This window comes from Mesorhizobium sp., assembly GCF_004963255.1.
Classification (GTDB): Bacteria; Pseudomonadota; Alphaproteobacteria; order Rhizobiales; family Rhizobiaceae; genus Mesorhizobium.
Genome location: NZ_SUGA01000001.1, coordinates 299,195 through 321,780, shown reverse-complemented (window position 1 = coordinate 321,780; position 22,586 = coordinate 299,195). Strand labels below are relative to the sequence as shown.

21 protein-coding genes, 1 tRNA gene and 1 riboswitch are annotated in these 22,586 nt (G+C 63.6%); of the genes, 10 read left to right on the top strand and 12 right to left on the bottom strand.

All coding sequences use genetic code 11. The features are described from left to right. Positions 1-109: 109 nt before the first annotated feature. Positions 110-1,012, top strand: a complete 903-nt coding sequence (locus E5X34_RS01440) for a histone deacetylase (protein WP_292560064.1) — start codon at positions 110-112, stop codon at positions 1,010-1,012. Positions 1,013-1,024: 12 nt separating this feature from the next. Here E5X34_RS01440 and E5X34_RS01435 read toward each other — a convergent pair whose 3' ends face one another. Then, on the bottom strand, positions 1,025-1,294 hold the full coding sequence (locus E5X34_RS01435; protein WP_181166832.1) for a DUF6460 domain-containing protein: 270 nt from the start codon (positions 1,292-1,294) through the stop codon (positions 1,025-1,027). Between the two features lie 190 nt (positions 1,295-1,484). Here E5X34_RS01435 and E5X34_RS01430 point away from each other — a divergent pair. Beyond that, positions 1,485-1,558: transfer RNA gene (locus E5X34_RS01430), tRNA-Gly, on the top strand. 121 nt (positions 1,559-1,679) lie between these two features. Here the strand turns inward: E5X34_RS01430 and E5X34_RS01425 are convergent. Both E5X34_RS01425 and E5X34_RS01420 read right to left on the bottom strand, forming a co-directional pair. Beyond that, positions 1,680-2,018, bottom strand: coding sequence for a protamine-2 (modular protein) (locus E5X34_RS01425; protein ID WP_292560060.1), 339 nt, complete (start codon positions 2,016-2,018; stop codon positions 1,680-1,682). A 106-nt stretch (positions 2,019-2,124) separates the two neighbouring features. Further along, positions 2,125-3,114 carry a LysR family transcriptional regulator gene (locus tag E5X34_RS01420; protein ID WP_292560057.1) on the bottom strand — a complete coding sequence of 330 codons (990 nt, stop codon included), beginning with the start codon at positions 3,112-3,114 and terminating at the stop codon, positions 2,125-2,127. Positions 3,115-3,408: 294 nt separating this feature from the next. On the opposite strand from E5X34_RS01420, the gene chvE reads away from it, so the two are divergent. The 4 genes from chvE to araD1 all read left to right on the top strand — a co-directional run bounded on the left by chvE (position 3,409) and on the right by araD1 (position 8,686). Continuing rightward, positions 3,409-4,479, top strand: a complete 1,071-nt coding sequence (chvE, locus tag E5X34_RS01415) for a multiple monosaccharide ABC transporter substrate-binding protein (protein ID WP_042641271.1) — start codon at positions 3,409-3,411, stop codon at positions 4,477-4,479. Between the two features lie 186 nt (positions 4,480-4,665). After that, the gene (gene mmsA, locus E5X34_RS01410) at positions 4,666-6,201 is read left to right on the top strand and encodes a multiple monosaccharide ABC transporter ATP-binding protein (RefSeq protein WP_292560054.1); all 1,536 of its coding nucleotides are present in this window, start codon (positions 4,666-4,668) and stop codon (positions 6,199-6,201) included. After that, positions 6,198-7,490 carry a multiple monosaccharide ABC transporter permease gene (mmsB, locus tag E5X34_RS01405; protein WP_292560052.1) on the top strand — a complete coding sequence of 431 codons (1,293 nt, stop codon included), beginning with the start codon at positions 6,198-6,200 and terminating at the stop codon, positions 7,488-7,490. Before mmsA ends, mmsB begins: the two co-directional genes overlap by 4 nt. A 200-nt stretch (positions 7,491-7,690) precedes the next feature. Next, a complete protein-coding gene (araD1, locus tag E5X34_RS01400; RefSeq protein WP_292560049.1) occupies positions 7,691-8,686 on the top strand; it encodes an AraD1 family protein in 996 nt (331 codons plus the stop codon). Between the two features lie 40 nt (positions 8,687-8,726). On the opposite strand, the gene E5X34_RS01395 is transcribed toward araD1, so the two are convergent. After that, positions 8,727-9,821 carry a 2'-deoxycytidine 5'-triphosphate deaminase gene (locus tag E5X34_RS01395; protein ID WP_292560047.1) on the bottom strand — a complete coding sequence of 365 codons (1,095 nt, stop codon included), beginning with the start codon at positions 9,819-9,821 and terminating at the stop codon, positions 8,727-8,729. A 116-nt stretch (positions 9,822-9,937) separates the two neighbouring features. Then, positions 9,938-10,015, top strand: a riboswitch (SAM riboswitch). Between the two features lie 56 nt (positions 10,016-10,071). On the opposite strand from E5X34_RS01395, the gene E5X34_RS01390 reads away from it, so the two are divergent. Next, a complete protein-coding gene (locus E5X34_RS01390; RefSeq protein WP_292560044.1) occupies positions 10,072-11,262 on the top strand; it encodes an O-succinylhomoserine sulfhydrylase in 1,191 nt (396 codons plus the stop codon). 35 nt (positions 11,263-11,297) lie between these two features. Here E5X34_RS01390 and E5X34_RS01385 read toward each other — a convergent pair whose 3' ends face one another. Continuing rightward, complete coding sequence (locus tag E5X34_RS01385; RefSeq protein WP_292560041.1) at positions 11,298-12,440, bottom strand: ceramide glucosyltransferase; 1,143 nt, start codon at positions 12,438-12,440, stop codon at positions 11,298-11,300. A 276-nt stretch (positions 12,441-12,716) separates the two neighbouring features. On the opposite strand from E5X34_RS01385, the gene apaG reads away from it, so the two are divergent. Then, the gene (gene apaG / locus E5X34_RS01380; protein WP_042641259.1) at positions 12,717-13,109 is read left to right on the top strand and encodes a Co2+/Mg2+ efflux protein ApaG; all 393 of its coding nucleotides are present in this window, start codon (positions 12,717-12,719) and stop codon (positions 13,107-13,109) included. A gap of 52 nt (positions 13,110-13,161) precedes the next feature. Here the strand turns inward: apaG and E5X34_RS01375 are convergent, their stop codons facing one another. From E5X34_RS01375 to E5X34_RS01365, 3 genes are all read right to left on the bottom strand, one after another. Next, positions 13,162-14,193 (bottom strand): Hsp33 family molecular chaperone, encoded by a 1,032-nt coding sequence (locus E5X34_RS01375; protein ID WP_292560037.1) that lies wholly within the window; start codon positions 14,191-14,193, stop codon positions 13,162-13,164. A 123-nt stretch (positions 14,194-14,316) separates the two neighbouring features. After that, complete coding sequence (argF, locus tag E5X34_RS01370) at positions 14,317-15,228, bottom strand: ornithine carbamoyltransferase (protein ID WP_126079346.1); 912 nt, start codon at positions 15,226-15,228, stop codon at positions 14,317-14,319. Positions 15,229-15,244: 16 nt separating this feature from the next. After that, positions 15,245-16,444: an aspartate aminotransferase family protein gene (locus E5X34_RS01365; protein WP_292560035.1), complete on the bottom strand. Its 1,200-nt coding sequence runs from the start codon at positions 16,442-16,444 to the stop codon at positions 15,245-15,247. Positions 16,445-16,801: 357 nt separating this feature from the next. On the opposite strand from E5X34_RS01365, the gene E5X34_RS01360 reads away from it, so the two are divergent. Next, complete coding sequence (locus E5X34_RS01360) at positions 16,802-17,320, top strand: GcrA family cell cycle regulator (RefSeq protein ID WP_042641251.1); 519 nt, start codon at positions 16,802-16,804, stop codon at positions 17,318-17,320. Between the two features lie 140 nt (positions 17,321-17,460). On the opposite strand, the gene E5X34_RS01355 is transcribed toward E5X34_RS01360, so the two are convergent. From E5X34_RS01355 to E5X34_RS01345, 3 genes are all read right to left on the bottom strand, one after another. After that, entirely contained in the window at positions 17,461-18,465 is a 1,005-nt protein-coding gene (locus E5X34_RS01355) for a magnesium and cobalt transport protein CorA (protein ID WP_292560032.1), read from the bottom strand. An 86-nt stretch (positions 18,466-18,551) separates the two neighbouring features. Then, positions 18,552-19,274, bottom strand: a complete 723-nt coding sequence (gene phoU / locus E5X34_RS01350) for a phosphate signaling complex protein PhoU (RefSeq protein ID WP_292560029.1) — start codon at positions 19,272-19,274, stop codon at positions 18,552-18,554. 108 nt (positions 19,275-19,382) lie between these two features. Then, a complete protein-coding gene (locus tag E5X34_RS01345; protein WP_292560026.1) occupies positions 19,383-20,648 on the bottom strand; it encodes an ATP-binding protein in 1,266 nt (421 codons plus the stop codon). Between the two features lie 201 nt (positions 20,649-20,849). On the opposite strand from E5X34_RS01345, the gene ppk2 reads away from it, so the two are divergent. Beyond that, on the top strand, positions 20,850-21,755 hold the full coding sequence (ppk2, locus tag E5X34_RS01340) for a polyphosphate kinase 2 (RefSeq protein ID WP_292560023.1): 906 nt from the start codon (positions 20,850-20,852) through the stop codon (positions 21,753-21,755). Positions 21,756-21,823: 68 nt separating this feature from the next. Here the strand turns inward: ppk2 and E5X34_RS01335 are convergent, their stop codons facing one another. After that, complete coding sequence (locus E5X34_RS01335; protein WP_292560020.1) at positions 21,824-22,573, bottom strand: enoyl-CoA hydratase-related protein; 750 nt, start codon at positions 22,571-22,573, stop codon at positions 21,824-21,826. Between the last annotated feature and the right edge of the window lie 13 nt (positions 22,574-22,586).

The following is a 22,586-nucleotide window of genomic DNA, read 5'->3' as shown; positions in this document are numbered from 1 at the left end:
TTGATTGCGGCTTGATCGAGGACCCGATGTGCCCCAGTTTGCCGGCGTCACGCAACCACATCCGCCGGACTGCCAACCGAATTTCAGACTGGCTCAGGCCTCCCGATCCATGCCGCTGCAGATCGTCCATCACCCCGACTATGACGCCGGCTTCGCCGTCAGCCATCGCTTTCCGATGAGCAAATATCCGCTTTTGATGGAGGCCTTGCGCATGCGCGGGCTGGCCGCGCCGGGCGCGCTTTCGATGCCGGAACCGGCGCCGGCATCACGATTGAAGCTTGCCCACGCGGCCGAGTATGTCGACCAGGTGATCGCCTGCCAGGTGCCGGAGAAGATAGAGCGCGAGATCGGCTTTCCCGTCGGCCCGCGCGTGTCGCTGCGGGCACAGCTTGCCACCGCCGGGACGGTGCTCGCCGCCAGGCTGGCGTTGGAACACGGCATCGCCTGCAACGCCGCCGGCGGCAGCCATCACGCCAGGCGGGCACAAGGCGCCGGCTTCTGCACCTTCAACGATGTCGCCGTCGCGTCGCTGGCGCTGCTGGCCGAGGGCGCCGTCGCAAATGCGCTGATTGTCGATCTTGACGTGCATCAGGGTGACGGCACGGCGGACATTCTCAAGGACGAGCCCCGCGTCTTCACCTTTTCCATGCATGGCGAGCGCAACTACCCGGTGCGCAAGATCGCTTCCGACCTCGACATCGCTTTGCCGGATGGCACCGGCGACGACGCCTATCTCGATCGGCTCGCCGCCATCCTGCCGGAACTATCCGGGCAAAGGCATTGGGATATCGTCTTCTACAATGCCGGCGTGGACGTGCATGCCGAGGACAGGCTCGGCCGGCTGGCGCTGAGCGACGATGGCCTCCGCGCCCGCGAAGACATGGTGATCGGGCATTTCCGTCATCACGGCGTTCCGCTGTGCGGCGTCATCGGCGGCGGCTACTCGGCCGACGTGCCTGCACTCGCCGCGCGCCATGCCATCCTCTTCGAGGTGGCCGCGCGATATGCGTGATCCTGGCCCCGGCTACTTCCTGTAGCTGGCGATCCGAAGCAGGATGAACACCGGCACGACGATCGCGGCGCCGAGCAGAATATAGCCGAGGAAGCGGTCGATGGCGTGGAAGCCGAGATTCCACAGATCCACGAAGAACTGGCGGATGCCGTAGAAGACGTCCATCGGTGACCAGCCGAAGGCATGCATGACGAGGCCGACGAGGAAGGAGACCACGAGCAGCTTCAGGAACACCCTGAGCGGCGTGTCGCCAAGAAAGCGCGTCAGTGCGGACAAGGCCATTCTCCGGTTTGAGCCGCCTGATTCGGCGGCGTGCTATCAGAGATACGCACTCGGCAGTGCGCCATCAAGCCGACGGCCCATGGGAGGCTAGTTTAGACGGGTGCGCATGGAACACTCACCTCGCCGTCACAAGCGGATTCCGTTTTGCCGATTGCTTGAGACGGCGCCATCATGGTAACGAGGCCGCTACGCGGGTATGATGTAATGGTAGCCTGTCAGCTTCCCAAGCTGAACGCGCGGGTTCGATTCCCGCTACCCGCTCCAGTCTTCCAACCTGTTTGCTTGAATGTCGTGGGACGCTGGCAGGTCTCCGAACACGGGATCGGGTCTAGCACTGATCATGCAAGACCCGACCACGTCACTCAATCTTTATCCGGCGCCTGAGCTACAGCCAGATATTGATCCAGTAGCGCTCGCGCCAGCAGCGGCGGCGCCAGCGGCCATGACGCCAGTAGCGGCGGCACACATGTCTCCAGCCGCGCCGACGGCGGCGTCTGCGGCGCCGCCAGTACCAATCTCCGTGATGGTGACGCCGGTGGGAGACCAGCTCCACTTCGGCCGGATCGTCGCCTTCGAGGACTGCATTCTCCGGCTTGTCGAGTTCGTCCAGGATCCCGTTGCCACCGGGAATGCCGGCAACCGCCTTGCCGGGTCCGGCCAGGCTAGCAAGTGCCGCCGCCCCCGCAACGCCAAGCATTCCAGTCAGAAACAACCGACGTTCCATCAAAAACCTCCCGAGCTTGTTGAGCCTCGGCAGCTCTTCCCTCACCCGCAAAGGGCTCCAGCGAGCGACCGATCGGTTTGAACGTAGAAGTAGCGTTCTCGTTCCATCACCCCACCTCGCGCAAGATGAAGTCGTGCAGCATTTTGGCGGCCGGCGAGAGCACGCGGTTCTTGACCGTGATCAGGCTGTAGGGCCGGACCTCGATATCGAACTCGGTCTGGACCACGTCGATGGCGCCGGCCAGCCCGTCGGCCCCCTGGATGAACCTGGCGACCTGGATCGAGACCGGCGCGATGGCCTCGGACTGCGCCACCATCACCAAAGTGAGCAGCAGCGACGAGGTGTTGAGGATGCGGTCGGGCAGCGCGATGTCGCGGTTGAGGAAGTTGCTTTCCATCGCCTGGCGCAGCGGCGAGCCGCCGGACTGGAACACCCAGTCATAGCCCGCCGTTTCCTCCAGCCGCACCATCTTGCCGCTCGCCAGCGGGTGGCCGCGGCGTACGATGAGGCAGGCCTTCTCGACGCCGATGACGCGCGATTCGAAGAGCCGCGGGTTAAGATCGTCGGGAATGCGCGCGATGATGAAGTCGTGGCGCGACGCGATCAGCTCGCGGGCAAGCACGTTGGAGGTCTCGACCTGCATGGTGATCTCGATGCGCGGATAGATGCGGCGGATTTCGCGAATCGCCGGCACGGCCAACTCGATTGCCGGAGCCGTCACCGCGCCGAGGAAGACGGAGCCGCCCTTGCCGGCCTTGAGCTCGGAAATCTCGCGATCGGCCTCGCGCATTTCGAGCAGGATCGAGCGGGCGCGCCTCGCGAGCGCCTTGCCATAAGGGGTCAGCGTCACGCCGCGCGGCAGCCGCTCGCACAATCTGACGTCGAGCACGGCCTCCATCTCGGCGATCATGCGCGAGGCGGCCGGCTGCGAGATGTTCATGACCTGTGCGGCCGCGCTCACCCGTCCGTGATCGTCCAGCGCGGTGATCATGCGCATGTGGCGGAGGCTCAGGCCGCTGCGCAGCAGCGTCTCGCCGTCTCCCGGCAACTTCTCGTAACCACCTGAAATCGCACCATAATCTTGCATTGCCGCCATGACCCTGAACCTTCCCAGCGGGTTTCCTTCGATCCTCTTAAGCTATATCAGTTTCGGTATAGCAACCACCGAAGATCGCATTTGACAGTTATGTCAAAGGGCCACACCCTTCGCGCGTTCCGAGGCGCAGGGGTCGGTAACGAGCGAATTCGTATCGATTGAAACTGCGTCGCGGGGCCGATTGGGAGGATACCGGAGATCGATAAAGCCGACAGAGGCGCGCCAGCGCATCTGCTCGACTGCGCGGCCCGCGAAGCCCCGAGGTGTCGCGTCCATCAACCAGGGAGAGTAATCGTGAAGATCATCAAGACACTGGCCGCCGTCGCGGCTCTTGGCGTCGCTGCCATGACCTATTCGGCACACGCGGCCGACAAGGGCCTCATCGGCGTGCTGATGCCTACCAAGACCTCGCAGCGCTGGATCAACGACGGCGATGCCGTCAAGTCCCAGCTCGAGAAGCTCGGCTACACCGTCGACCTGCAATACGCGCAGGACGACATCCCGAACCAGCTCAGCCAGCTGGAAAATGAAATCACCAAGGGCCCGAAGGCGCTGATCATCGCCTCGATCGACGGCACCACCATGGCGGACGCGCTGCAGAAGGCCAATGATGCCGGCGTGGTCACCGTCGCCTATGACCGCCTGATCAAGAAGACCCCGAATGTCGACTACTACACCACCTTCGACAATTTCGGCGTCGGCGTGATCCAGGCGAATTCCCTGGTCAAGGGCCTCAAGGAGCGCTTCCCGAACACCAAGCCTTGGAACGTCGAGCTCTTCGGCGGCTCGCCGGACGACAACAACGCCTTCTTCTTCTACAACGGCGCCATGTCGGTCCTGCAGCCGCTGATCGATGACGGCTCGATCAAGATCAAGTCCGGCCAGATGGGCATGGACAAGGTCGGCACGCTGCGCTGGCTCGCCGCCACTGCCCAGGCGCGCATGGACAACCTGCTTTCGGCCAACTACTCGGACGGCAGCCGCGTCGATGGCGTTCTGTCGCCTTATGACGGCCTTTCGCGCGGCATCACCGCCTCGCTGCGCGCCGTCGGCTACGGCACGGACGCTCAGCCCTGGCCGATCGTGACCGGCCAGGACGCCGAGACCGCCTCGGTCAAGCTGATCATCTCGGGCGAGCAGTATTCGACGGTGTTCAAGGACACCCGCGAGCTGGCCAAGTCGACCGTGGAGCTGGTCGACAAGGTGCTCTCGGGCGGCAAGCCTGAGGGCCTCGACACCAAGACCTACAACAACGATGTCAAGGTCGTTCCCTCGATCCTCCTGACGCCGGTCGAGGTCGACAAGTCGAACTACGAGAAGCTGGTCGTCGACTCCGGCTACATCAAGGCCGAAGAGCTGAAGTAATCCGGCTTGAAAACGAGGGGTCCTGCGCGACCGCAGGGCCCCTTTTCGTTCAGAAGCGACCCCGGTATTGTTTTTGCCGGCTTCTGCAGCGCAGTGCGCCGTCACGGTGCGAAGGCAGCCGCAGCATTTTGATTTCGCGCATGGCATTCTCCGATGATGGAAAGCGTGCGCCAAGGAGCAGACCCGATGGCCTCGACGATTTTGGAGATGCGCGACATCACCAAGACGTTCCCCGGCGTGAAGGCGTTGTCGAACGTCAATCTCAGCGTCGAGGAAGGTGAGATCCACGCCATCGTGGGCGAGAACGGCGCCGGCAAGTCGACGCTGATGAAGGTGCTGTCGGGCGTCTACCCATCCGGGACCTATGACGGCCAGATCATCTTTCGCGGCCAGGAATGCAATTTCAAGGGCATTCACGACAGCGAGCATATCGGCATCGTCATCATCCACCAGGAGCTTGCCCTGGTGCCGATGCTGTCGATCGCGGAAAACATCTTTCTCGGCAACGAGCACGCCAGCTATGGCGTCATCGACTGGGACGCCAACGAGACGCGCACGGCCGCCCTGCTCAAGAAGGTCGGGCTCAAGGAAGATCCCAAAACGCTGATCACCAATATCGGCGTCGGCAAGCAGCAGCTGGTCGAGATCGCCAAGGCGCTCAGCAAGGAAGTGAAGCTCCTGATCCTGGACGAGCCGACCGCGTCGCTCTCAGAGAAGGACAGCCAGGCGCTGCTCGACCTCCTGCTCGAGTTCAAGCGCCAGGGCATGACCTCGATCCTGATCTCGCACAAGCTGAACGAGGTGAACCGCGTCGCCGACAAGGTCACGGTGATCCGCGACGGGCGCACCATCGAGACCTTGCCTAGGAAGGACATCTCGGAAGACCGCATCATCACCTCGATGGTCGGCCGCTCGCTCGACGACCGCTACCCGCCGCGCGAGCCGCAGATCGGCGACGTCATCTTCGAGGTGAGGGACTGGTCGGTCTACCACCCGATCCACCCCGAGCGGCAGGTGATCAAGAACGTCAACCTCAATGTGCGCAAGGGCGAGGTGGTGGGCATTGCGGGGCTGATGGGCGCCGGCCGCACCGAATTCGCGATGAGCCTGTTCGGCCGCTCCTACGGCCGGCACATCACCGGCGAGGTGTCGCTGCACGGCAAACCGCTCGACCTCTCGTCAGTGAGCAAGGCGGTGGAGAACCGCATCGCCTATGTCACCGAGGACCGCAAGACCTACGGCCTCAACCTCATCGACCACATCAAGCACAATGTGACCTTGGCCAATCTTGGCGGCGTTTCCAGCCGCGGCGTCATCGACGACATGCGCGAGATGAGCGTCGCCAACGACTACCGCAAGAAGACCAATATCCGCGCCTCCAGCGTCTATCAGCTGACCGGCAACCTCTCGGGCGGCAACCAGCAGAAGGTGGTGCTGTCGAAATGGCTGTTCGCCGATCCGGAAGTCTTGATCCTCGACGAGCCGACCCGCGGCATTGACGTCGGCGCCAAGTACGAAATCTATACGATCATCGCCCGCCTCGCCGCCGAGGGCAAAGCGATCATCGTCATCTCGTCGGAAATGCCGGAATTGCTCGGCATCTCCGACCGCATCTATGTGATGAACGAAGGGCGTATCGTCGGCGAAATGGCGGCAAGCGACGCCAGCCAGGAAAAAATCATGCGCGCCATCGTTCGCGGAGAAGGAAAAAAAGCATCATGAGCACAGAAAGCGCTCCCGCACCGCAGAGCGGCACAGCCGAGGACGTCAAGCAGGGTCCGCGCATCGCCGTCTCGGCGCTGACGACGAACCTGCGCGAATACGGCCTGATCATCGCGCTCATCGTCATCATGCTGTTCTTCCAGTACACGACGTCGGGCACGCTGTTCAAACCGGTCAACCTTTCGAACCTGGTGCAGCAGAACTCGTTCATCATCGTGATGGCGCTGGGCATGCTCCTGGTGATCGTCGCCGGCTATATCGACCTCAGCGTGGGATCGGTCGCAGGCTTCATCGGCGCGCTTGCCGCGATGATGATGGTGATCTGGCCACTCGGCATATTCTCGAATCCATTGGTGGTCTCGATCGTCTGCCTGATCGTCGGCGCGCTGATCGGCGCGGCGCAAGGCTACTGGATCGCCTATCATAAGATACCGAGCTTCATCGTGACGCTGGCCGGCATGCTGATCTTCCGCGGCATCTGCCAGGCGCTGCTCGGCGGCGGCTCGTCGGTCGGCCCGCTGCCGGACAGCTTCAAGGCGCTGAGCTCGGGCTTCATCCCGGACGTGATCGGCCCGCTGACGCTGATCCCGCCGACGGTCAATGCCGCCGGCAAGACCATCGTCGGCAGCGGCTTGACGCTGCATATGACGACGATCGTGCTCGGCCTGATCGCCGTGCTCGCCTATGCCTATTTCGGCTTCAGGACGCGGCGCAAGCGCGAGCGCCATGGCTATGAGGCGGAGCCCTTCCCGCTGTTCGTCATCAAGACGCTGGTGGGCGGCGCGCTGGCGCTGTTCCTGGTGTTCCAGTTCGCGAGCTACAGGGGCCTCCCGGTCGTGCTCCTGGTGATGGGCGTGCTCATCTCGCTGTTCGTCTTCGTCACCAAGCGCATGACCATCGGCCGCCGCATCTATGCCATGGGCGGCAACGCCAAGGCGGCGCAGCTGTCGGGCATCAACACCGAAAGGCTGACGCTGCTGGTCTTCATCAACATGGGCGTGCTGTCGGCGCTCGGCGGCCTGATCATCGCGGCGCGCCTCGGCCAGGCCGTGCCGGCCGCCGGTCTCGGCAGCGAGCTCGACGTCATCGCGGCCGTCTTCATCGGCGGCGCCTCGGCAATGGGCGGCGTCGGCCAGGTGATCGGCGCCGTGGTCGGCGGCTTCATCATGGGCGTGATGAACAACGGCATGTCGATCATGGGCGTCAATGTCGACTGGCAGCAGGTGGTCAAGGGCCTGGTGCTGCTCGGCGCCGTCATCTTCGACGTCTACAACAAGAACAAGGCTTAAGGGCCGGAACAAAGTTCAGGAGGCATACGGGTTTCAGATCGCGACGCTGCCGGCAACCCGTCGGCGCCAAGAAGTCCGCACAAGGACCGAGCTCGCGAACGCAATCCGGACGAAGAGTTTCAACCGCGGCGGGGATCGCTCCACGCCGCGCCGGGTAAGGCTTGCCCGCGGGCGGCCGCTAAATGAGAGAGGATTCGAACATGCTGATCTCCCAGATCCTCGACGACGCCGAGACGATCCGCGTCGTCGCCCGCAACGGCGGCGGCAAGACCAGGGTCATCAATGGCGCCCGCAGCGTCTATTCGCTGGCGATGGAGGCCGCGCGCACCGGCATCGGCCTCGAAGCGCTGATCGAGCGCAAGGGCTATGGCGAGACGGTCGATCTCGATGCTGTCTACAAGAGAGGCCGGGTTGTGTCGCCGATCAACCATCCGGATCCGGCGCATCTGCATCTCACCGGCACCGGGCTGACGCATCTCGGCTCCGCGGCGACGCGCGATTCCATGCACAAGAAGCTCAGCGAGGGCGGCGAGGAGGAGCTCACCGATTCCATGAAGATGTTCCGCATGGGGCTCGAAGGCGGCAAGCCGGCCAAGGGCCAGGTCGGCGTGCAGCCGGAATGGTTCTACAAGGGCAACGGCACGATGGCGGTGGCGCCCGGCGCGCCGCTGATGTCGCCGGCCTTCGCGCAGGACGGCGGCGAGGAGCCCGAAATCGCCGGCATCTATGTCATCGGCGACGACGGCGCGCCGTTCCGCGTCGGCTTCACGCTGTCGAACGAGTTCTCCGACCACGTCACCGAGCGGGTGAACTATCTGTTCCTCGCCCATTCCAAGCTGCGCAACGCCTCGTTCGGCCCCGAGATCCTGATCGGCGACCTGCCGGCCGACGTCCGCGGCGCATCGCGCATCTGGCGCGACGGCAAGCTTTTGTGGGAAAAGCCGTTCCTGTCGGGTGAAGCGAACATGTCGCACACCATCGCTAATCTCGAGCACCATCACTTCAAATATTCGGCCTTCCGCCAGCCGGGCGACGTGCATGTGCATATGTTCGGCACCGCGACGCTCTCCTTCGCCGACGGCATCAGGACCGAGGCCGGCGACACGTTCGAGATCGAGGCGCCGGATTTCGGCCTGCCGCTGCGCAATCCGCTGGAGATCGAAAAGCCGGTGAAGGTGGCGGTGAAGGCGCTGTGATTGGGTAATCTCCCTTTGTGGGAGATTGGCAGTTTCGACCTCAGCGCGCTGCTCTAAAATGCTTCGAGAGCTTCAGGCCCTGCGCCTGATAGTTCGAGCCGAGGTCGGTGCCGTAGAGCGCCTGCGGGCGCTTCAGCATGTGCTCGTAGACAAGACGGCCGACGATCTGGCCGTGGTCGAGGATGAACGGCACTTCGTGGCTGCGCACTTCGAGCACCGCGCGGCTGCCGCTGCCGCCGGCGGCGGAGTGGCCGAAGCCCGGATCGAAGAAGCCGGCATAGTGGACGCGGAACTCGCCGACCAGCGGATCGAAGGGTGTCATCTCGGCGGCGTAGAGCGGCGGCACGTGCACGGCCTCGCGGCTGACCAGGATGTAGAATTCGTCAGGGTCGAGCACGATCTCGCCGGCGCCGCTCTTATAGATCGGCTCCCAGAAATCGACCACATCCTGCGCGGCGCGCTTGTCGACGTCGACCAGGCCGGTGTGGTGCTTGCCGCGATAACCGACAAGCCCGTCCTTGTCGCCGTCGAGGTCGATGGAGAGCGCAATGCCGCCGCCGGAAATGTTGGGCGGCTCGGTCGCGACCAGCATCTCGGCACGGTGAAGGTCACGCAGCTCGCTTTCCGAAAGCACGGCATTGCCGATGCGGAAACGGATCTGCGACAGCCGCGAGCCGGCGCGCACGACAATCGGGAAGGTGCGCGGGCTGACTTCGAGATAGAGCGGCCCGTGATAACCGGCGGCGATCTTGTCGAACTCGTGGCCACGATCGGTCATGACCCGCGTGAAGATATCGAGGCGGCCGGTCGAGCTCTTCGGATTGGCCGACGCCGAAACCTCGGCCGGCAATGCCAGGCTTTCCAGCAAAGGCACGATGTAGACGCAGCCGGTTTCCAGCACCGCGCCGCCGGTGAGGTCTATCTCGTGCAGCTTTAGCCGTTCGAGCTTGTCGGCGACAAGGTGATCGGGACCCGGCAGGAAGGAGGCGCGCACGCGATAGGCCTTGTCGCCGAGCCTCAGATCGAGGCTGGCCGGCTGGATCTGGTTGATGTCCAGCGCGCGCGGCGACTTAAGCGCGTTCGCCTCGAACAACGCCGCGATGTCCTGATCCGGAAGAATGCCTGTCTGCCGCAAAGGCTGGCTCCGTTCACGAGGCCGGGCGAGGACCTTAGCAGGCACTTGCCGCCCGGCTGGTACAAACCTCTTAATGAAGCCGGCAATTGACGCAAGCGCGGCGCTCATTTAAAGGGTCGTTATCCCGTGGTGATTTGGCCGGTCGGCTTGCAGCCACGTTAAACAAGTCGCTAAAGGACCGTCGAGCCGCAAGGCTATATGGACCGGTTGCGACTTCGCGGCCGGTTTTTTTGTGTCTGGAAGCAGGGCTATGAGCACCAAGAAGCGCAACTGGAAACCTCAAACGGCACTCGTGCATGGCGGAACGCTGCGTTCGCAGTATGGCGAGACGGCCGAGGCGATGTATCTCACGCAGGGCTATGTCTACGAGACGGCGCAGGCGGCGGAAGCTCGCTTCAAGGGCGAGGAGCCGGGCTTCATCTATTCGCGCTACGCCAACCCGACCGTCGACATGTTCGAAAAACGCATGTGCGCGCTGGAAGGCGCTGAGGATGCCCGCGCCACGGCCTCCGGCATGGCCGCCGTTTCCGCCGCCCTGCTCTGCAGCGTGAAAGCCGGCGACCACATCGTGGCGGCGCGGGCCCTGTTCGGTTCCTGTCGTTGGGTGGTGGAGACGCTGGCGCCGCGCTACGGCATCCAGTCGACGCTGATCGACGGCACCGACATCGCCAATTGGGAAAAGGCGGTTCGCCCGAACACCAAGCTGTTCTTCCTGGAAAGCCCGACCAACCCGACGCTGGAGGTGGTCGACATCGCCGCTGTCGCCAAGCTTGCCAATTCGATCGGCGCGCGCGTGATCGTCGACAATGTCTTTGCCACGCCTCTGCAGCAGAAGCCACTGCAGCTCGGCGCCCATGTCGTGGTCTATTCAGCGACCAAGCATATAGACGGCCAGGGCCGCTGCCTCGGCGGCGTCATCCTGTCGGACAAGAAATGGATCGACGAGAACCTGCACGACTATTTCCGCCACACCGGCCCCAGCCTGTCGCCGTTTAATGCCTGGACGCTGTTGAAAGGCCTGGAGACGCTGCCGCTGCGCGTGCGCCAGCAGACGGAGAGTGCCGGCAAGATCGCCGATTTCCTGGCCGGACGGCCGGAGATCGCCCGCCTGATCTATCCGGGCCGGGCCGACCATCCGCAGGCGGATATTGTGAAGAAGCAGATGTCGGGCGGCTCGACATTGATCTGCCTCGACGTCAAGGGCGGCAAGCAGGCGGCCTTCGCCTTCCAGAACGCGCTCGACATCGTACTGATCTCCAACAATCTCGGCGACGCCAAGAGCCTGATCACCCATCCGGCGACGACGACGCACAAGAACCTGAGCGACGAGGCGCGGGCGGAACTCGGGATCGGGCCCGGCACGCTCAGGCTCTCCGTCGGCCTTGAGGACACCGACGATCTGCTGGAGGACATCGAGCAGGCACTGAAGGCGGCCAAGTAATCCTGTAGATACCGCCGAAGATCGACCGAGACCTTTCAGGCGATCTCCTCGAGGTCCGTCAGCTCGCGGGTGCGGATGGTCATGGCGTTGCCCCGCCATTCGACGGCGCCGCCGAACCAGGCGCGCGCCCAGATGGCGGGCAGCATGACGTCGCGCACGATCATCGCGGTGACGCTGCGCGGCGACAGGCACCAGCCCTTGGCCAAGGCGAGCAGGCATTCCGGCAGGTAGGCGATCGCCAGCACGCACAAGGCCGTGGTGGGAAGGCTGACGCCGGCGCTTGACGCGGCGATCAGCGCCAGCAGCAGCGGCACCGCGGCGCCCGTCAGGATCTCTGGCGTGAAGAACAGCGGGAACGTGACCCGGCGCAGCCGCGCCCAGCGCGCCTGGCGCGACCAGATCTCGACGAAGCTGCGCTGGCCGAGCGGCTGCTCGAAAGGCGAGGCGACGAGATTGACGTTGAGCCCCAGGCCGTTGACCAGCTTGGTGGCGGCGGCGTCCTCGGCGATCTCGGCGGCCAAGGCCTGGATGCCGCCATGGGCGTCCAGCATCGGCTTGTTCCACAGCATGCTCTTGCCCTGGGCGAAGCCGAGGCCGAGCGCCTCGCCGGCATATTGCCAGCGCGCCTGCAGCGTGTTGAGGAAGGCGCATTCGACTTCGGCCCAAAAGCCGTCCGGCCGCGAACCGATCGGCGTCGAGCAGACCAGGCCGGTATCCGGACGCCATGCCGCCATCAGGTGCTGGACATAATCCCTCGGCATCAGAACGTTGGAGTCGGCGAGGATCACCCAATCGTGCCGTGCCGCCTGCCAGCCCTTGACGCAGTTGTTGAGCTTGGGATTGGCGCTGACGCGGTCGTCGCCGATCAGCAGCCGCGCCGAAACTTCCGGGTGGCGCGCGACCGCCGCCTCGATGAGCCTGACCACCGGGTCCTCGGCATGCGCGACGCAGAAGATCAGCTCGTAGCGCGGCCAGTCGAGCGAGAAGGCGCGCTGCAGGGTCTCCTGCGTGAACTGCTCGACGCCGCGCGAAGGAATGATGATCGAGACCGGCTGCGCGCCGACGGGCGGCGCAATGACATGTCGCCGTTTCAGCCGCGACGCGGCGAGCAGGATGCTGGCGAGATTCGAGAGAAGAAGGGCTGACGAAGCCAGGCCGGCTGCGATAGTCAGTTCCATCGAGATCTGGTCACTCTATCTCTTTGTTTTCATGCAATTCCGGACGGAAAACCGCTCACACTTTTCCTGGAATTGCTCTTGGCCGCATGTGGCCGTTTCATCAGGCACAAAGCGCCCGAGTCGCCCGGCACGGTTTGTGCACACCAACATTGTCATGTGTCACTTAAATGACATTGTTTTTCGGCACGTGCGCTACAAGGCTGGCAGGATGGTCGGTGCTGCGCGTCCAACAGCGAAGCGCGACGAAATGTTCCGCTGCGGCAACTGGAGTGGCCCATGTATCGCGCCGTGACGCGCAACATCGAAGTGCTGGTCAGACCCTTCTATCTGGAGGATAGATCCGATCCGTCGGAGAACCGCTATGTCTGGGGCTATCAGGTGACGATCGACAACCGCTCCGACGATTTCGTGCAGCTCTTGTCGCGCTACTGGCACATCACCGACGGCCAAGGCCGTGTCGAGGAGGTGCGCGGCGCCGGCGTCGTCGGCGACCAGCCGGAGCTCAATCCCGGCGACAGCTATCAATACACATCAGGCTGCCCGCTCTCGACGCCGTCTGGCATCATGGTCGGCCATTACACGATGCGCAACGGCCGCGGCGAGACGTTCGACATCGCCATTCCGGCTTTCTCGCTCGACATGCCGGGGACAAGGCGGACGGTGAATTAAAGAACTTGGGTTCCTCGCCCCCGCAAAGCGGGGGTGAGGGACCGGAGCTTTCTCACTCCGCCGCGAACTCGGCCGGGTCGAAGTCGTATTGCGTCGAGCAGAACTCGCAGGCGACATGGATGCCGCCCTCCTCGGTCGAGTCCTTGATCTCCTCAGCCGAAAAGCCTTGGAGGATGCCGTGGATCTTCTCGCGCGAGCAGGAGCACTGGTCGTCGACGGGCACGCTGCGGAAGACGCGCACGCCATGCTCGTGGAACAGCCGGTAGAGCAGCCGCTCGGCGCCCACGGTCGGGTCGATCAGCTCGGTCGGCTCGATGGTGCCGAGCAGCGCTAGCAATTCCTGCCAGGAATTGTCGGCCGGGTGGTCTGTCAGCTCGCGGTCGTCGCCGTCGCCGCCCGAAATATCGGGAATGCGCATGCGCTCCGGCGCCTGAGGCAGGAACTGCGCCAGGATGCCGCCTGCCCGCCACTGCTCGCGCGCGCCGGCCGGGCCGGGCGTCACCAGCTTGGCGACCGACATCTTGATATCGGTCGGGATCTGCTCCGACTGGCGGAAATAGGTGCGCGCGGCGTCCTCCAGCGAGGTGCCGTCGAGCTGGACGATGCCCTGGTAGCGCTGCGTGTGCGCGCCCTGGTCGATGGTCAAAGCCAACACGCCGTTGCCGAGCAGCGTCTGCTGCGAGGTCTCGCCGGCGGCGATCAGCGCCTGCAGCCTGTCGGCATCGAAACGCGCATAGGCACGCAACGCCTGCGGCGTGGTGAAATCGGCCACCAGCATGTCGACCGGCCCGTCGGTGCGGGTCTGCAGGATGAACTTGCCTTCGAATTTAAGCGAGGTGCCGAGCAGCACGGTGAGCACGCAGGCTTCCGCCAGCAGGCGGGCGACGGGCTCGGGATAATTGTGGCGGCTCAAAATAGCGTCGAGCATCGGCCCGAGCTGCACGGTGCGGCCGCGCACATCGAGCGGCGCGACCTCGTAAGGCACGACGTGGTCGTCGCCGGCGAAGCCGAATTCACCGAGTTGGGGTTTATGCTCAGCCAAGGTCTGGGTTTCCAACATGACAAAACTCCGGGGCGCAGCCATGCAACCCGATGAGCCGCATGCGTCGAAGCGCGTTCAATTTACGTGATGGCCCGCAAATAGGCATCACCTGTCCCCAGATCAAGTTGACCCCGATCGGGCCGGAAGCGATCAGGTCAGCCCCTCTCAAGCGCCCAGGCACCAGGCCAGCACCGCCTTCTGGGCGTGCAGCCGGTTCTCGGCCTCGTCGAAGACCACCGAATGCGGCCCGTCGATCACCTCGTCGGTGACCTCTTCGCCGCGATGCGCCGGCAGGCAGTGCATGAACAACGCATCGGGCTTGGCCTTGGCCATAAGCGCCGCGTTGACCTGATAGGGCAGGAAGACGTTGTGGCCGCGAGCACGGTGCTCCTGGCCCATCGAGACCCAGCTGTCGGTGACGACGCAATCGGCCTGGTCGACGGCTTCCTCGGCGGATTTGGCAAACCGGACCTTGCCGCCATTGGCTTTCGACCAGTCGACATATTTCTCGAAAGGCTCGCTGCCTTCCGGCACCGCGACGTTCAAATTGAAACGGAACCGGGCCGAGGCTTCGAGCAGCGAGTGCAGCACATTGTTGCCGTCGCCGGTCCAGGCAAAGGTCTTGCCGGCCACCGGGCCGCGATGCTCCTCGAAGGTCATGATGTCGGCCATGAGCTGGCAGGGATGCGTATCGTCGGTCAGCCCGTTGATGACCGGAACCGTAGCGTTCTCGGTCAGCTCGATCAGCCGGTCATGCGAGGTGGTGCGGATCATGATGGCGTCGACATAACGCGACAGCACTTTCGCCGTGTCGGCGATGGTCTCGGAGCGTCCGAGCTGCATTTCGGTGCCGGTCAGCATGATCGTCTCGCCGCCGAGCTGGCGCATGCCGACATCGAAGGACACGCGCGTGCGCGTCGACGGCTTGTCGAAGATCATGGCCAGCACCTTGCCGTCGAGCGGCTTTGAGCGCTCACCCGCCTTAAGCCTGGTCTTTCGCGCCATCGCGTCGTCCAGCATGATGCGCAGGTCGCCCGCCGAAACGGCGGATAGATCGGTAAAGTGGCGGACGCTCATCGGCAGGTTCCAGAACTTATTTCGCGGCTTCGGCCGCTATCGCGTCGGTCAGGCCCTTGGCGCCGCCGCGGATGCGCTTCAGCGCCTCGCCGATCTCCTCGTCGGTGACGGTGAGCGGCGGCAGAAGGCGGATCACGTTGTCGCCGGCCGGCACGGCAAGCAGGTGCTGGTCGCGCAGCGCCATGTTCACCTTGGTATTGGGCATGGCGCATTTCAGGCCGAGCATCAGGCCGGTCCCCCTGATGCCTTCGATGACCTCGGGAAATTCGTCCGCGACCGCCGCAAGGCCCTGCTTCAACAACAGCGCCTTGCGCTGCACGTCCTCGAGGAAGCCATCGGCCAGCACCACGTCGAGCACGGCGTTGCCGACCGCCATCGCCAGCGGATTGCCGCCGAAGGTGGTGCCGTGCACGCCGGCTGTCATGCCGGTCGCCGCCTCATCCGTGGCGAGGCAGGCGCCCATCGGGAAGCCGCCGCCGATACCCTTGGCGATCGCCATCAGGTCAGGCGTGACGCCGGCCCATTCATGCGCGAACAGCTTGCCGGTGCGGCCGATGCCGCACTGGACCTCGTCGAAGATCAGAAGCAGGCCGTTCTGGTCGCAGAGCTGCCGCAGCCGTTTCAACGACTGTGTCGGCACCGGGCGAATGCCGCCCTCGCCCTGCACGGGCTCGATCAGGATGGCCGCGGTCTCCGCCGTGATCGCCTTTTCCGCGGCATCGATGTCGTCGAATGCAACCTGGTCGAAGCCTTCGACCTTGGGCCCGAAGCCCTCGAGATATTTATACTGGCCGCCGGCGGCGATCGTCGCCAGCGTGCGGCCGTGGAAGGCGCCTTCGAAGGTGATAATGCGGAAACGCTCGGGATGGCCCTTGACGAACTGATAGCGCCTGGCCGTCTTGATGGCGCATTCCAGCGCCTCGGCGCCCGAATTGGTGAAGAACACCTTGTCGGCAAAGGTGGCATCGACCAGCCGTTCGCCCAGCCGGCGCTGTTCCGGGATCTCGTAGAGATTGGAGACGTGCCAGAGCTTGGCGGCCTGTTCGGTGAGCGCCGCCACCAGATGCGGATGGCTGTGGCCCAGCGAATTCACCGCGATACCGCCCGCAAAGTCGAGATATCGCTCGCCCTTGTCGGTGACCAGCCAGGTCCCCTCCCCACGGTCGAAGGCCAGGGGTGCGCGGGCAAAGGTCTCGTAAAGCGCCGAACCGCTCATTATATGCATCTCCGGAACCGGAAATCAAAAAAGCCGCCAATGCGGCGGCCTTCGCGGCTTATCATGTTTTTCGGCCATGAAGTCAACGAAAACGTCACGCAGAAGCGCGTGGCAAGCCCCCGACGCCACGCCGGCTCATGAGCAGGCCGGCAAGTTGGGGAAAACCGAAAAAACCGAATCGTGTTGCCCTGGGGACTCTTGTCACCGAGTCAGCGCATAAGGTATTTGTAGTCGAGAAATAACTAGATTTCGTGCGGCGGACCTAGATCACCCGGTATATGTGGTGTTGTTTGCCCGGCGGGAGCCGGGTCGGGAACGGATTCTGACTACCGCACGCCTCAGCAGGAGCGCGGCCCCATGAATTGGACTGACGAGCGGGTAGAACTTCTCAGGAAATTGTGGTCGGAGGGCCTGAGCGCCAGCCAGATTGCCGCACAGCTTGGCGGAGTGAGCCGCAACGCCGTCATCGGCAAGGTGCATCGCCTGAAGCTGTCGGGCCGCGGCCGCGCGACGGCTGCCCCGGCGCGCCAGAAGAAGGCGACGCAAGGCGCCTCGATGCAGAAATCGGTGGCCCGCGCGGCGAGCCCGGCGCGCCATGTGACCGCCACCATCGGCGCCACCGCGTTGCAGGTGCAGTTCGACGCCGAGCCGGTCGCGCGCCACTACATCCGCCCGGTCGAGAACGTGGTGGTTCCGATCTCGCGCAACCTGCAGCTCGTCGAGCTGACCGAACGCACCTGCAAATGGCCGAATGGCGACCCGCTTTCGGAAGACTTCAGCTTCTGCGGCAACGACGCCGCCGAAACCGGACCGTATTGCAAGTATCATTCCCGGGTTGCGTTCCAGCCGGCGGCGGAACGGCGCAGGGCAAGATAAATAAAGGGAATAGGGGAGTAGGGCAGTAAGGGAGTAGGTGAAGAGAGCGCTTCATGCGCGACGTTTCGCCAGTCGCTCCATATGACCTGCTCCCTTACTGCCTTACTGCCTTACTGCCCTACTGCCCTACTCCCCTCTCTTCACAGCCACCCATTCTTCTTGAACCGCCAATACAGGAACGCACAGATCGCGGCCATCACCAGCAGGATGACGGGATAGCCATATTCCATCTTCAGCTCCGGCATGTCGGTGAAATTCATGCCGTAGATGCCGGCGAAGGCGGTGGGCACCGCCAGGATGGCGGCCCATGAGGCGAGCTTCTTCGAGATCGCAGTTTCCTGGCTCTGTCCGACGAGAAGGCTGGCTTCGAAAGCGAAGGCCAGAACCTCACGCAGGGAGTCGATCTTTTCCTGCACGGTGCGGATGTGGTCGGTCACATCGCGAAACAGCGGATGCATGGCGGCATGGATCTGCGGCAGGTCGGCGCTGGTCAGCCGGCGGCAGACCTCGACGAGCGGCAAGGCCGCATTGCGCAGCCGCAGGAGATCGCGGCGCAGCATGTAGAGGCGCTCGATATCCGAACCAGTCATCGGCTTCAGAAGCACCTTGTCCTCGATCGCCTCGACCTCGTCCTCGATCTGCTCCAGCACCGGCATGTAATTGTCGACAATGAAATCGAGGATGGCGTAGAGGACGAAATCCTCACCCTTGGCCAGTGAATGCGGGCAGCTTTCCCAATGCTGGCGAACGGCGGCGTAGGAGGTCGACGGGCCGTGCCGGACGCTGACGATGTAGCCGGTGCCGACGAACAGATGCGTCTCGCCGAAGGTGACGCGGCCCTCGATCAATTGCGCGGTGCGGGCGACGATGAAGAGGGCATCGCCATATTGCTCGATCTTCGGGCGCTGATGCGGATGCTCGGCATCCTCGATCGCCAAATCATGCAGGTGGAATTGCGCCTGCACCCTGAGCAGAAGGTTGCGGTCGGGCTCGAGCAGGCCGATCCAGACGACATGGCCGGGTTTGGCCGCCCATTCGCCGGCCTGTTCGATCGCGATGTCGGCGACGCGCTTGCCGCCCAAATAGACGCTTGACGCTATGATGCCCGACGTTGGGGCCGGGGTCAGGTTTCGAACTTGTTCCATCGCAAACCTCCCGAGACTGCGACTGACAATTCGCCATGCCCGGAAGAGCTTAGCCTAAATCAGAAAACCGTTCGAGGGGCCTGAATTCACTTAGCCGGCACCGTGCCGGCCATCACCACCTTGTCGGTCTTGTCGCCCTTCGGCCGTTCGGCGGGCATCTGGTCGCCAGTGACGATGTAATAAATGGTCTCGGCGATGTTGGTCGCATGATCGCCGATGCGCTCGATATTCTTGGCGCAGAACAGAAGATGCGTGCAGGGCGTGATGTTGCGCGGATCTTCCATCATGTAGGTCAAAAGCTCGCGGAACAGCGAGGTATACATGGCGTCGATCTGGTCGTCCCGATCGCGCACGAAGCCGATCCTCTCGACCGAGCGCGAGGCGTAGACGTCAAGCACTTCCTTGAGCTGCGTCAGCGCCAAGTTGGCAAGCGCCTCCAGACCGCGGAAAAGGCTGTTCGGCTGGCGCCCGTCGACCGAGGCAACGCGCTTGGCGACGTTCTTGCCAAGATCGCCGACCCGCTCGATATCGGCCGAGATGCGGATCGCGCCAACGATCTCACGCAAATCCGTCGCCATCGGTTGGCGCCTGGCGATGATGATGATGGCCTTGTCGTCGATCTCGCGCTGTCCCTCGTCGAGGACGATGTCGTCCTGGATGACCTTCTGGGCAAGGCCATGGTCGACATTGACGAGGGCCGCGACAGCCTGTTCGACCATGCGCTCGGCATGGCCGCCCATCGCCGCAATGCGCTTGGACAGGAATTTCAGCTCTTCGTCATAGGCACTGACTGTATGCACGGACTGCATCGATATGCCTTCCCGGTTTATGCCGGCTGGTGCGTTCCCTCAATCTGTCGCTGATACGCGAACCGCATGACAGAAAGAAGAAAATCTCGGTTGGCAACCGGTACACGATCAGCGAGCCGGCAAATGAACCGTGAACGCCGCACCCTTGCCGACTTCCGACTTGATCGACAATCTGGCGTTATGACGGCTCAATATATGCTTGACGATCGAAAGGCCAAGCCCGGTGCCTTTCTGGGTGCGGCTGTTTTCGACATCGATGCGATAGAAGCGTTCGGTTATGCGCGGGATATGTTCTTCGGCGATGCCCGGGCCGTAGTCTCTTATGGTGACGTCGATGCCCGGGTCCTGACCGTCCTCGACGCGTGCCATGGATACGGTCACGCGTCCGCCTGACTGGCCGTATTTGCAGGCATTCTCCAGGAGATTCTCGAAAACCTGGAAGAGTTCGTCGCGGTCGCCGGGGACGGAAACCGGACCATCGATGAAGTCCCGCTCGATGACGATGCCGTTCTCGCTGGCCAGCGGCCCGAGCGAATCGATGACGCTGTCGATCGTCTGGCGAAGATCGACCGCCGTGCCCGGCCTCAGATAAGGTTTCATCTCCAGTCGCGAGAGCGAGAGCAGATCGTCGATCAGGCGGGCCATGCGTCCGGTTTGATTCTGCATGATCTGCAGGAACTGGTCGCGCGCCGCCGGATCGTTGCGGGCCGGCCCGCGCAGCGTCTCGATGAACCCGGCGATCGAGGCGAGCGGCGTGCGCAATTCATGGCTGGCATTGGCGATGAAGTCGGCCCGCATGCGGTCGATGCGGCGCGTCTCGCTCTGATCCTTGAACACCAGCACATAAAGGCCTGTCGCATGGCCGACCGTTGACGCGCTGACCCTGTATGTCCGCTCCACCGGCAGCTTTTCGGTGTAGTCGACCGCATCGGCGGCGACCTCGCCCGACAGGATGCCGTCCAGCAGCGCCTGCATTTCCGGCGCGCGAAACTTCAATGCCAGAGACATGCCCGGCGCCAGGCCGCCGAAGGCGGCGAAGGCGGCGGCGTTGGCGTGAACCATCGCGGCGGAATGGTCGAAAATGATCAGCGGATCGGCGACCGCGGCCGCCAGATACTCGCCGGAGAGCCGCTGCAGTCCGCTGGCCTCGATCGCCGCGCCTGTATCGGTCGACCGGCGCTCGGTGTCCGCGGGCAGCACCGCCGCGGCCGCCAACAGGGCCAAAGCCGGCAGCAGCACGTAGATTGAGGCGCCGGCGAAAGAATAGACGGCGATGACCGCGACAACACCCGCGGCAAGCAGCCAGCGGTTGCGCCGAAGCCGCGCCGCCCAAGCTTGCCCCCTGCTGTCCTGTCCCGCGCCGGTCTCTGCCATAGGCCGTGCTACCCCGCATCCCGTCGACCGGTCAGCGGCTCGCTGGATCGGCCCGACGCATGGGCTTCTTGAAAATCAGGATCGATTTTCGCGAAGGTTCATGCGCAAAATCAAAATGCTACGGCGTGCATGCGTCCGGAGGGAGCGCCACGCTGCACAGGCTCCATAGCATGAGTCCGCAAACTGGAAAGGTTCGTCCGGATGAAAAAGGCCAAGGAAACGGCTGAAGCGGTGCCGGCCACGGCGCCGATCAAGATCAAGATCGGCGGCAAGGAGCGCGAGTTCGACGTCGACAATCCGGTGCTCCCTGACTGGATCGTGGACAACAAGCTCACCGCCGGCGGCTATCCGTACGACAAGAAGATGAAGGACGAGGACTACGAAAAGGAGCTTGAAGGACTGCAGATCGAACTGGTCAAGGCGCAAGCCTGGCTGCAGGCGACCGGCAAGCGGGTGATGGCGCTGTTCGAGGGCAGAGACGCGGCCGGCAAGGGCGGCACGATCTTCGTGCTGCGGCAGTTCATGAATCCGCGCACTGCCCGCAACGTCGCGCTGCCCAAGCCGACGTCGACGGAGACCGGGCAATGGTATTACCAGCGCTATGTCGACCATTTCCCGACGTCAGGCGAATTCGTCACCTTCGACCGCTCCTGGTACAACCGCGCCGGTGTCGAGCCGGTCATGGGGTTCTGCACGCCGGAGCAGCAGGAGAAATTCCTCGACGAGACGCCGCATTTCGAGCGGATGATCTGCAACGAGGGCATCCATTTCTTCAAATTCTGGCTGGACATCGGCCGCGAAACGCAGCTGGAACGGTTCCATGACCGCCGCTGGTCGCCGCTGAAGAACTGGAAGTTCTCGCCGATGGACATCGCCGGCATCAGTAAATGGGACGAGTACACCAAGGCGCGCGACAAAATGATCAAGCGCACGCACAAGGAGTTCTCGCCCTGGATCGTCGTGCGCGCCAACGACAAGCGCCGCGCCCGGCTTGCGGTAATCCAGCGTATCCTTCTGTCGCTGCCCTATGACAGCCGCGACCTAGGTGTCGTCGGCAAACCCGACAAGAAGATCATCGGCGAAGGGCCCACCTTCCTGAAAGACTAACTCAATTCCGTAAGTTACAGCGCCGCGCGGCTTTCGACTCGCGGCGCTGAGACTTTCATGCCGGCCGCTCAGGCGGCCAGGCGGGCGATCCGCTGCAGCCGCTTCAGCGTGGTGTCATCCTGAAGCGCCTGTTGGAACAGCGTGATCTCGTGGTCGATACGATCGCACAACACCGCCGTATCGCCCTTGAGAAGGCTCCGCGTCTGCAGCAATGCCGCCACCGGCTTCTTGGCGAGCTGTTTCGCCCTCGCCAGCGTTGCTTCCTCGGCGCTGCCTTCCGTTACGATCTCGCCGACAAGGCCGAGAGCCTTGGCGTCCTCGGCGCCCAGCGTGTCGCCCAGGCAGAAGAAGCGGAAGGCGCCGGCATAGCCGAGCTTCTGGGGCGCCAGGATGCTGGTCGCCGCGTCCGGCACCAGGCCGAAATCGACGAACGGCACCCTGAAGGTGCTGCCCTTCGAGGCAATCACCATATCGCAGTGGAACAAGATGGTGCAGCCGACGCCGACGGCATCGCCGTCGACGCAGGCAAGCACCGGCTTGGGGAAGGTCGCCAGCATGCGGAACATGTCGGTGACGGCGGCGATCAGTTCCCGGTGCTTGGTGGCGTCGAGGAACTCCGAAAAATCGCCGCCGAGGCAGAAACAGCCGGCAAGGCCACGCAGCATGACGACACGGACCTCGTCATTGACGGCCGCCTCGTGGAAGGTCCTGGCAAGGCTCGCATAGGCATGCCGATCTAGCACCGGCCGGCCGTCATGCGAGGATACGGTGACGACCAGTGTATGGCCGCGCAATTCCGGTTCGGGATGGAAACTCATGACCACCTCCCCG

Coding starts and splice junctions, on each gene's coding strand:
- E5X34_RS01440 (WP_292560064.1), top strand. CDS start 110: ATGCCGCTGCAGATCGTCCATCACCCCGACTATGACGCCGGCTTCGCC.
- E5X34_RS01435 (WP_181166832.1), bottom strand. CDS start 1,294: ATGGCCTTGTCCGCACTGACGCGCTTTCTTGGCGACACGCCGCTCAGG.
- E5X34_RS01425 (WP_292560060.1), bottom strand. CDS start 2,018: ATGGAACGTCGGTTGTTTCTGACTGGAATGCTTGGCGTTGCGGGGGCG.
- E5X34_RS01420 (WP_292560057.1), bottom strand. CDS start 3,114: ATGGCGGCAATGCAAGATTATGGTGCGATTTCAGGTGGTTACGAGAAG.
- mmsA (WP_292560054.1), top strand. CDS start 4,666: ATGGCCTCGACGATTTTGGAGATGCGCGACATCACCAAGACGTTCCCC.
- mmsB (WP_292560052.1), top strand. CDS start 6,198: ATGAGCACAGAAAGCGCTCCCGCACCGCAGAGCGGCACAGCCGAGGAC.
- araD1 (WP_292560049.1), top strand. CDS start 7,691: ATGCTGATCTCCCAGATCCTCGACGACGCCGAGACGATCCGCGTCGTC.
- E5X34_RS01390 (WP_292560044.1), top strand. CDS start 10,072: ATGAGCACCAAGAAGCGCAACTGGAAACCTCAAACGGCACTCGTGCAT.
- E5X34_RS01385 (WP_292560041.1), bottom strand. CDS start 12,440: ATGGAACTGACTATCGCAGCCGGCCTGGCTTCGTCAGCCCTTCTTCTC.
- apaG (WP_042641259.1), top strand. CDS start 12,717: ATGTATCGCGCCGTGACGCGCAACATCGAAGTGCTGGTCAGACCCTTC.
- E5X34_RS01375 (WP_292560037.1), bottom strand. CDS start 14,193: ATGGCTGCGCCCCGGAGTTTTGTCATGTTGGAAACCCAGACCTTGGCT.
- argF (WP_126079346.1), bottom strand. CDS start 15,228: ATGAGCGTCCGCCACTTTACCGATCTATCCGCCGTTTCGGCGGGCGAC.
- E5X34_RS01365 (WP_292560035.1), bottom strand. CDS start 16,444: ATGAGCGGTTCGGCGCTTTACGAGACCTTTGCCCGCGCACCCCTGGCC.
- E5X34_RS01360 (WP_042641251.1), top strand. CDS start 16,802: ATGAATTGGACTGACGAGCGGGTAGAACTTCTCAGGAAATTGTGGTCG.
- E5X34_RS01355 (WP_292560032.1), bottom strand. CDS start 18,465: ATGGAACAAGTTCGAAACCTGACCCCGGCCCCAACGTCGGGCATCATA.
- phoU (WP_292560029.1), bottom strand. CDS start 19,274: ATGCAGTCCGTGCATACAGTCAGTGCCTATGACGAAGAGCTGAAATTC.
- E5X34_RS01345 (WP_292560026.1), bottom strand. CDS start 20,648: ATGGCAGAGACCGGCGCGGGACAGGACAGCAGGGGGCAAGCTTGGGCG.
- ppk2 (WP_292560023.1), top strand. CDS start 20,850: ATGAAAAAGGCCAAGGAAACGGCTGAAGCGGTGCCGGCCACGGCGCCG.
- E5X34_RS01335 (WP_292560020.1), bottom strand. CDS start 22,573: ATGAGTTTCCATCCCGAACCGGAATTGCGCGGCCATACACTGGTCGTC.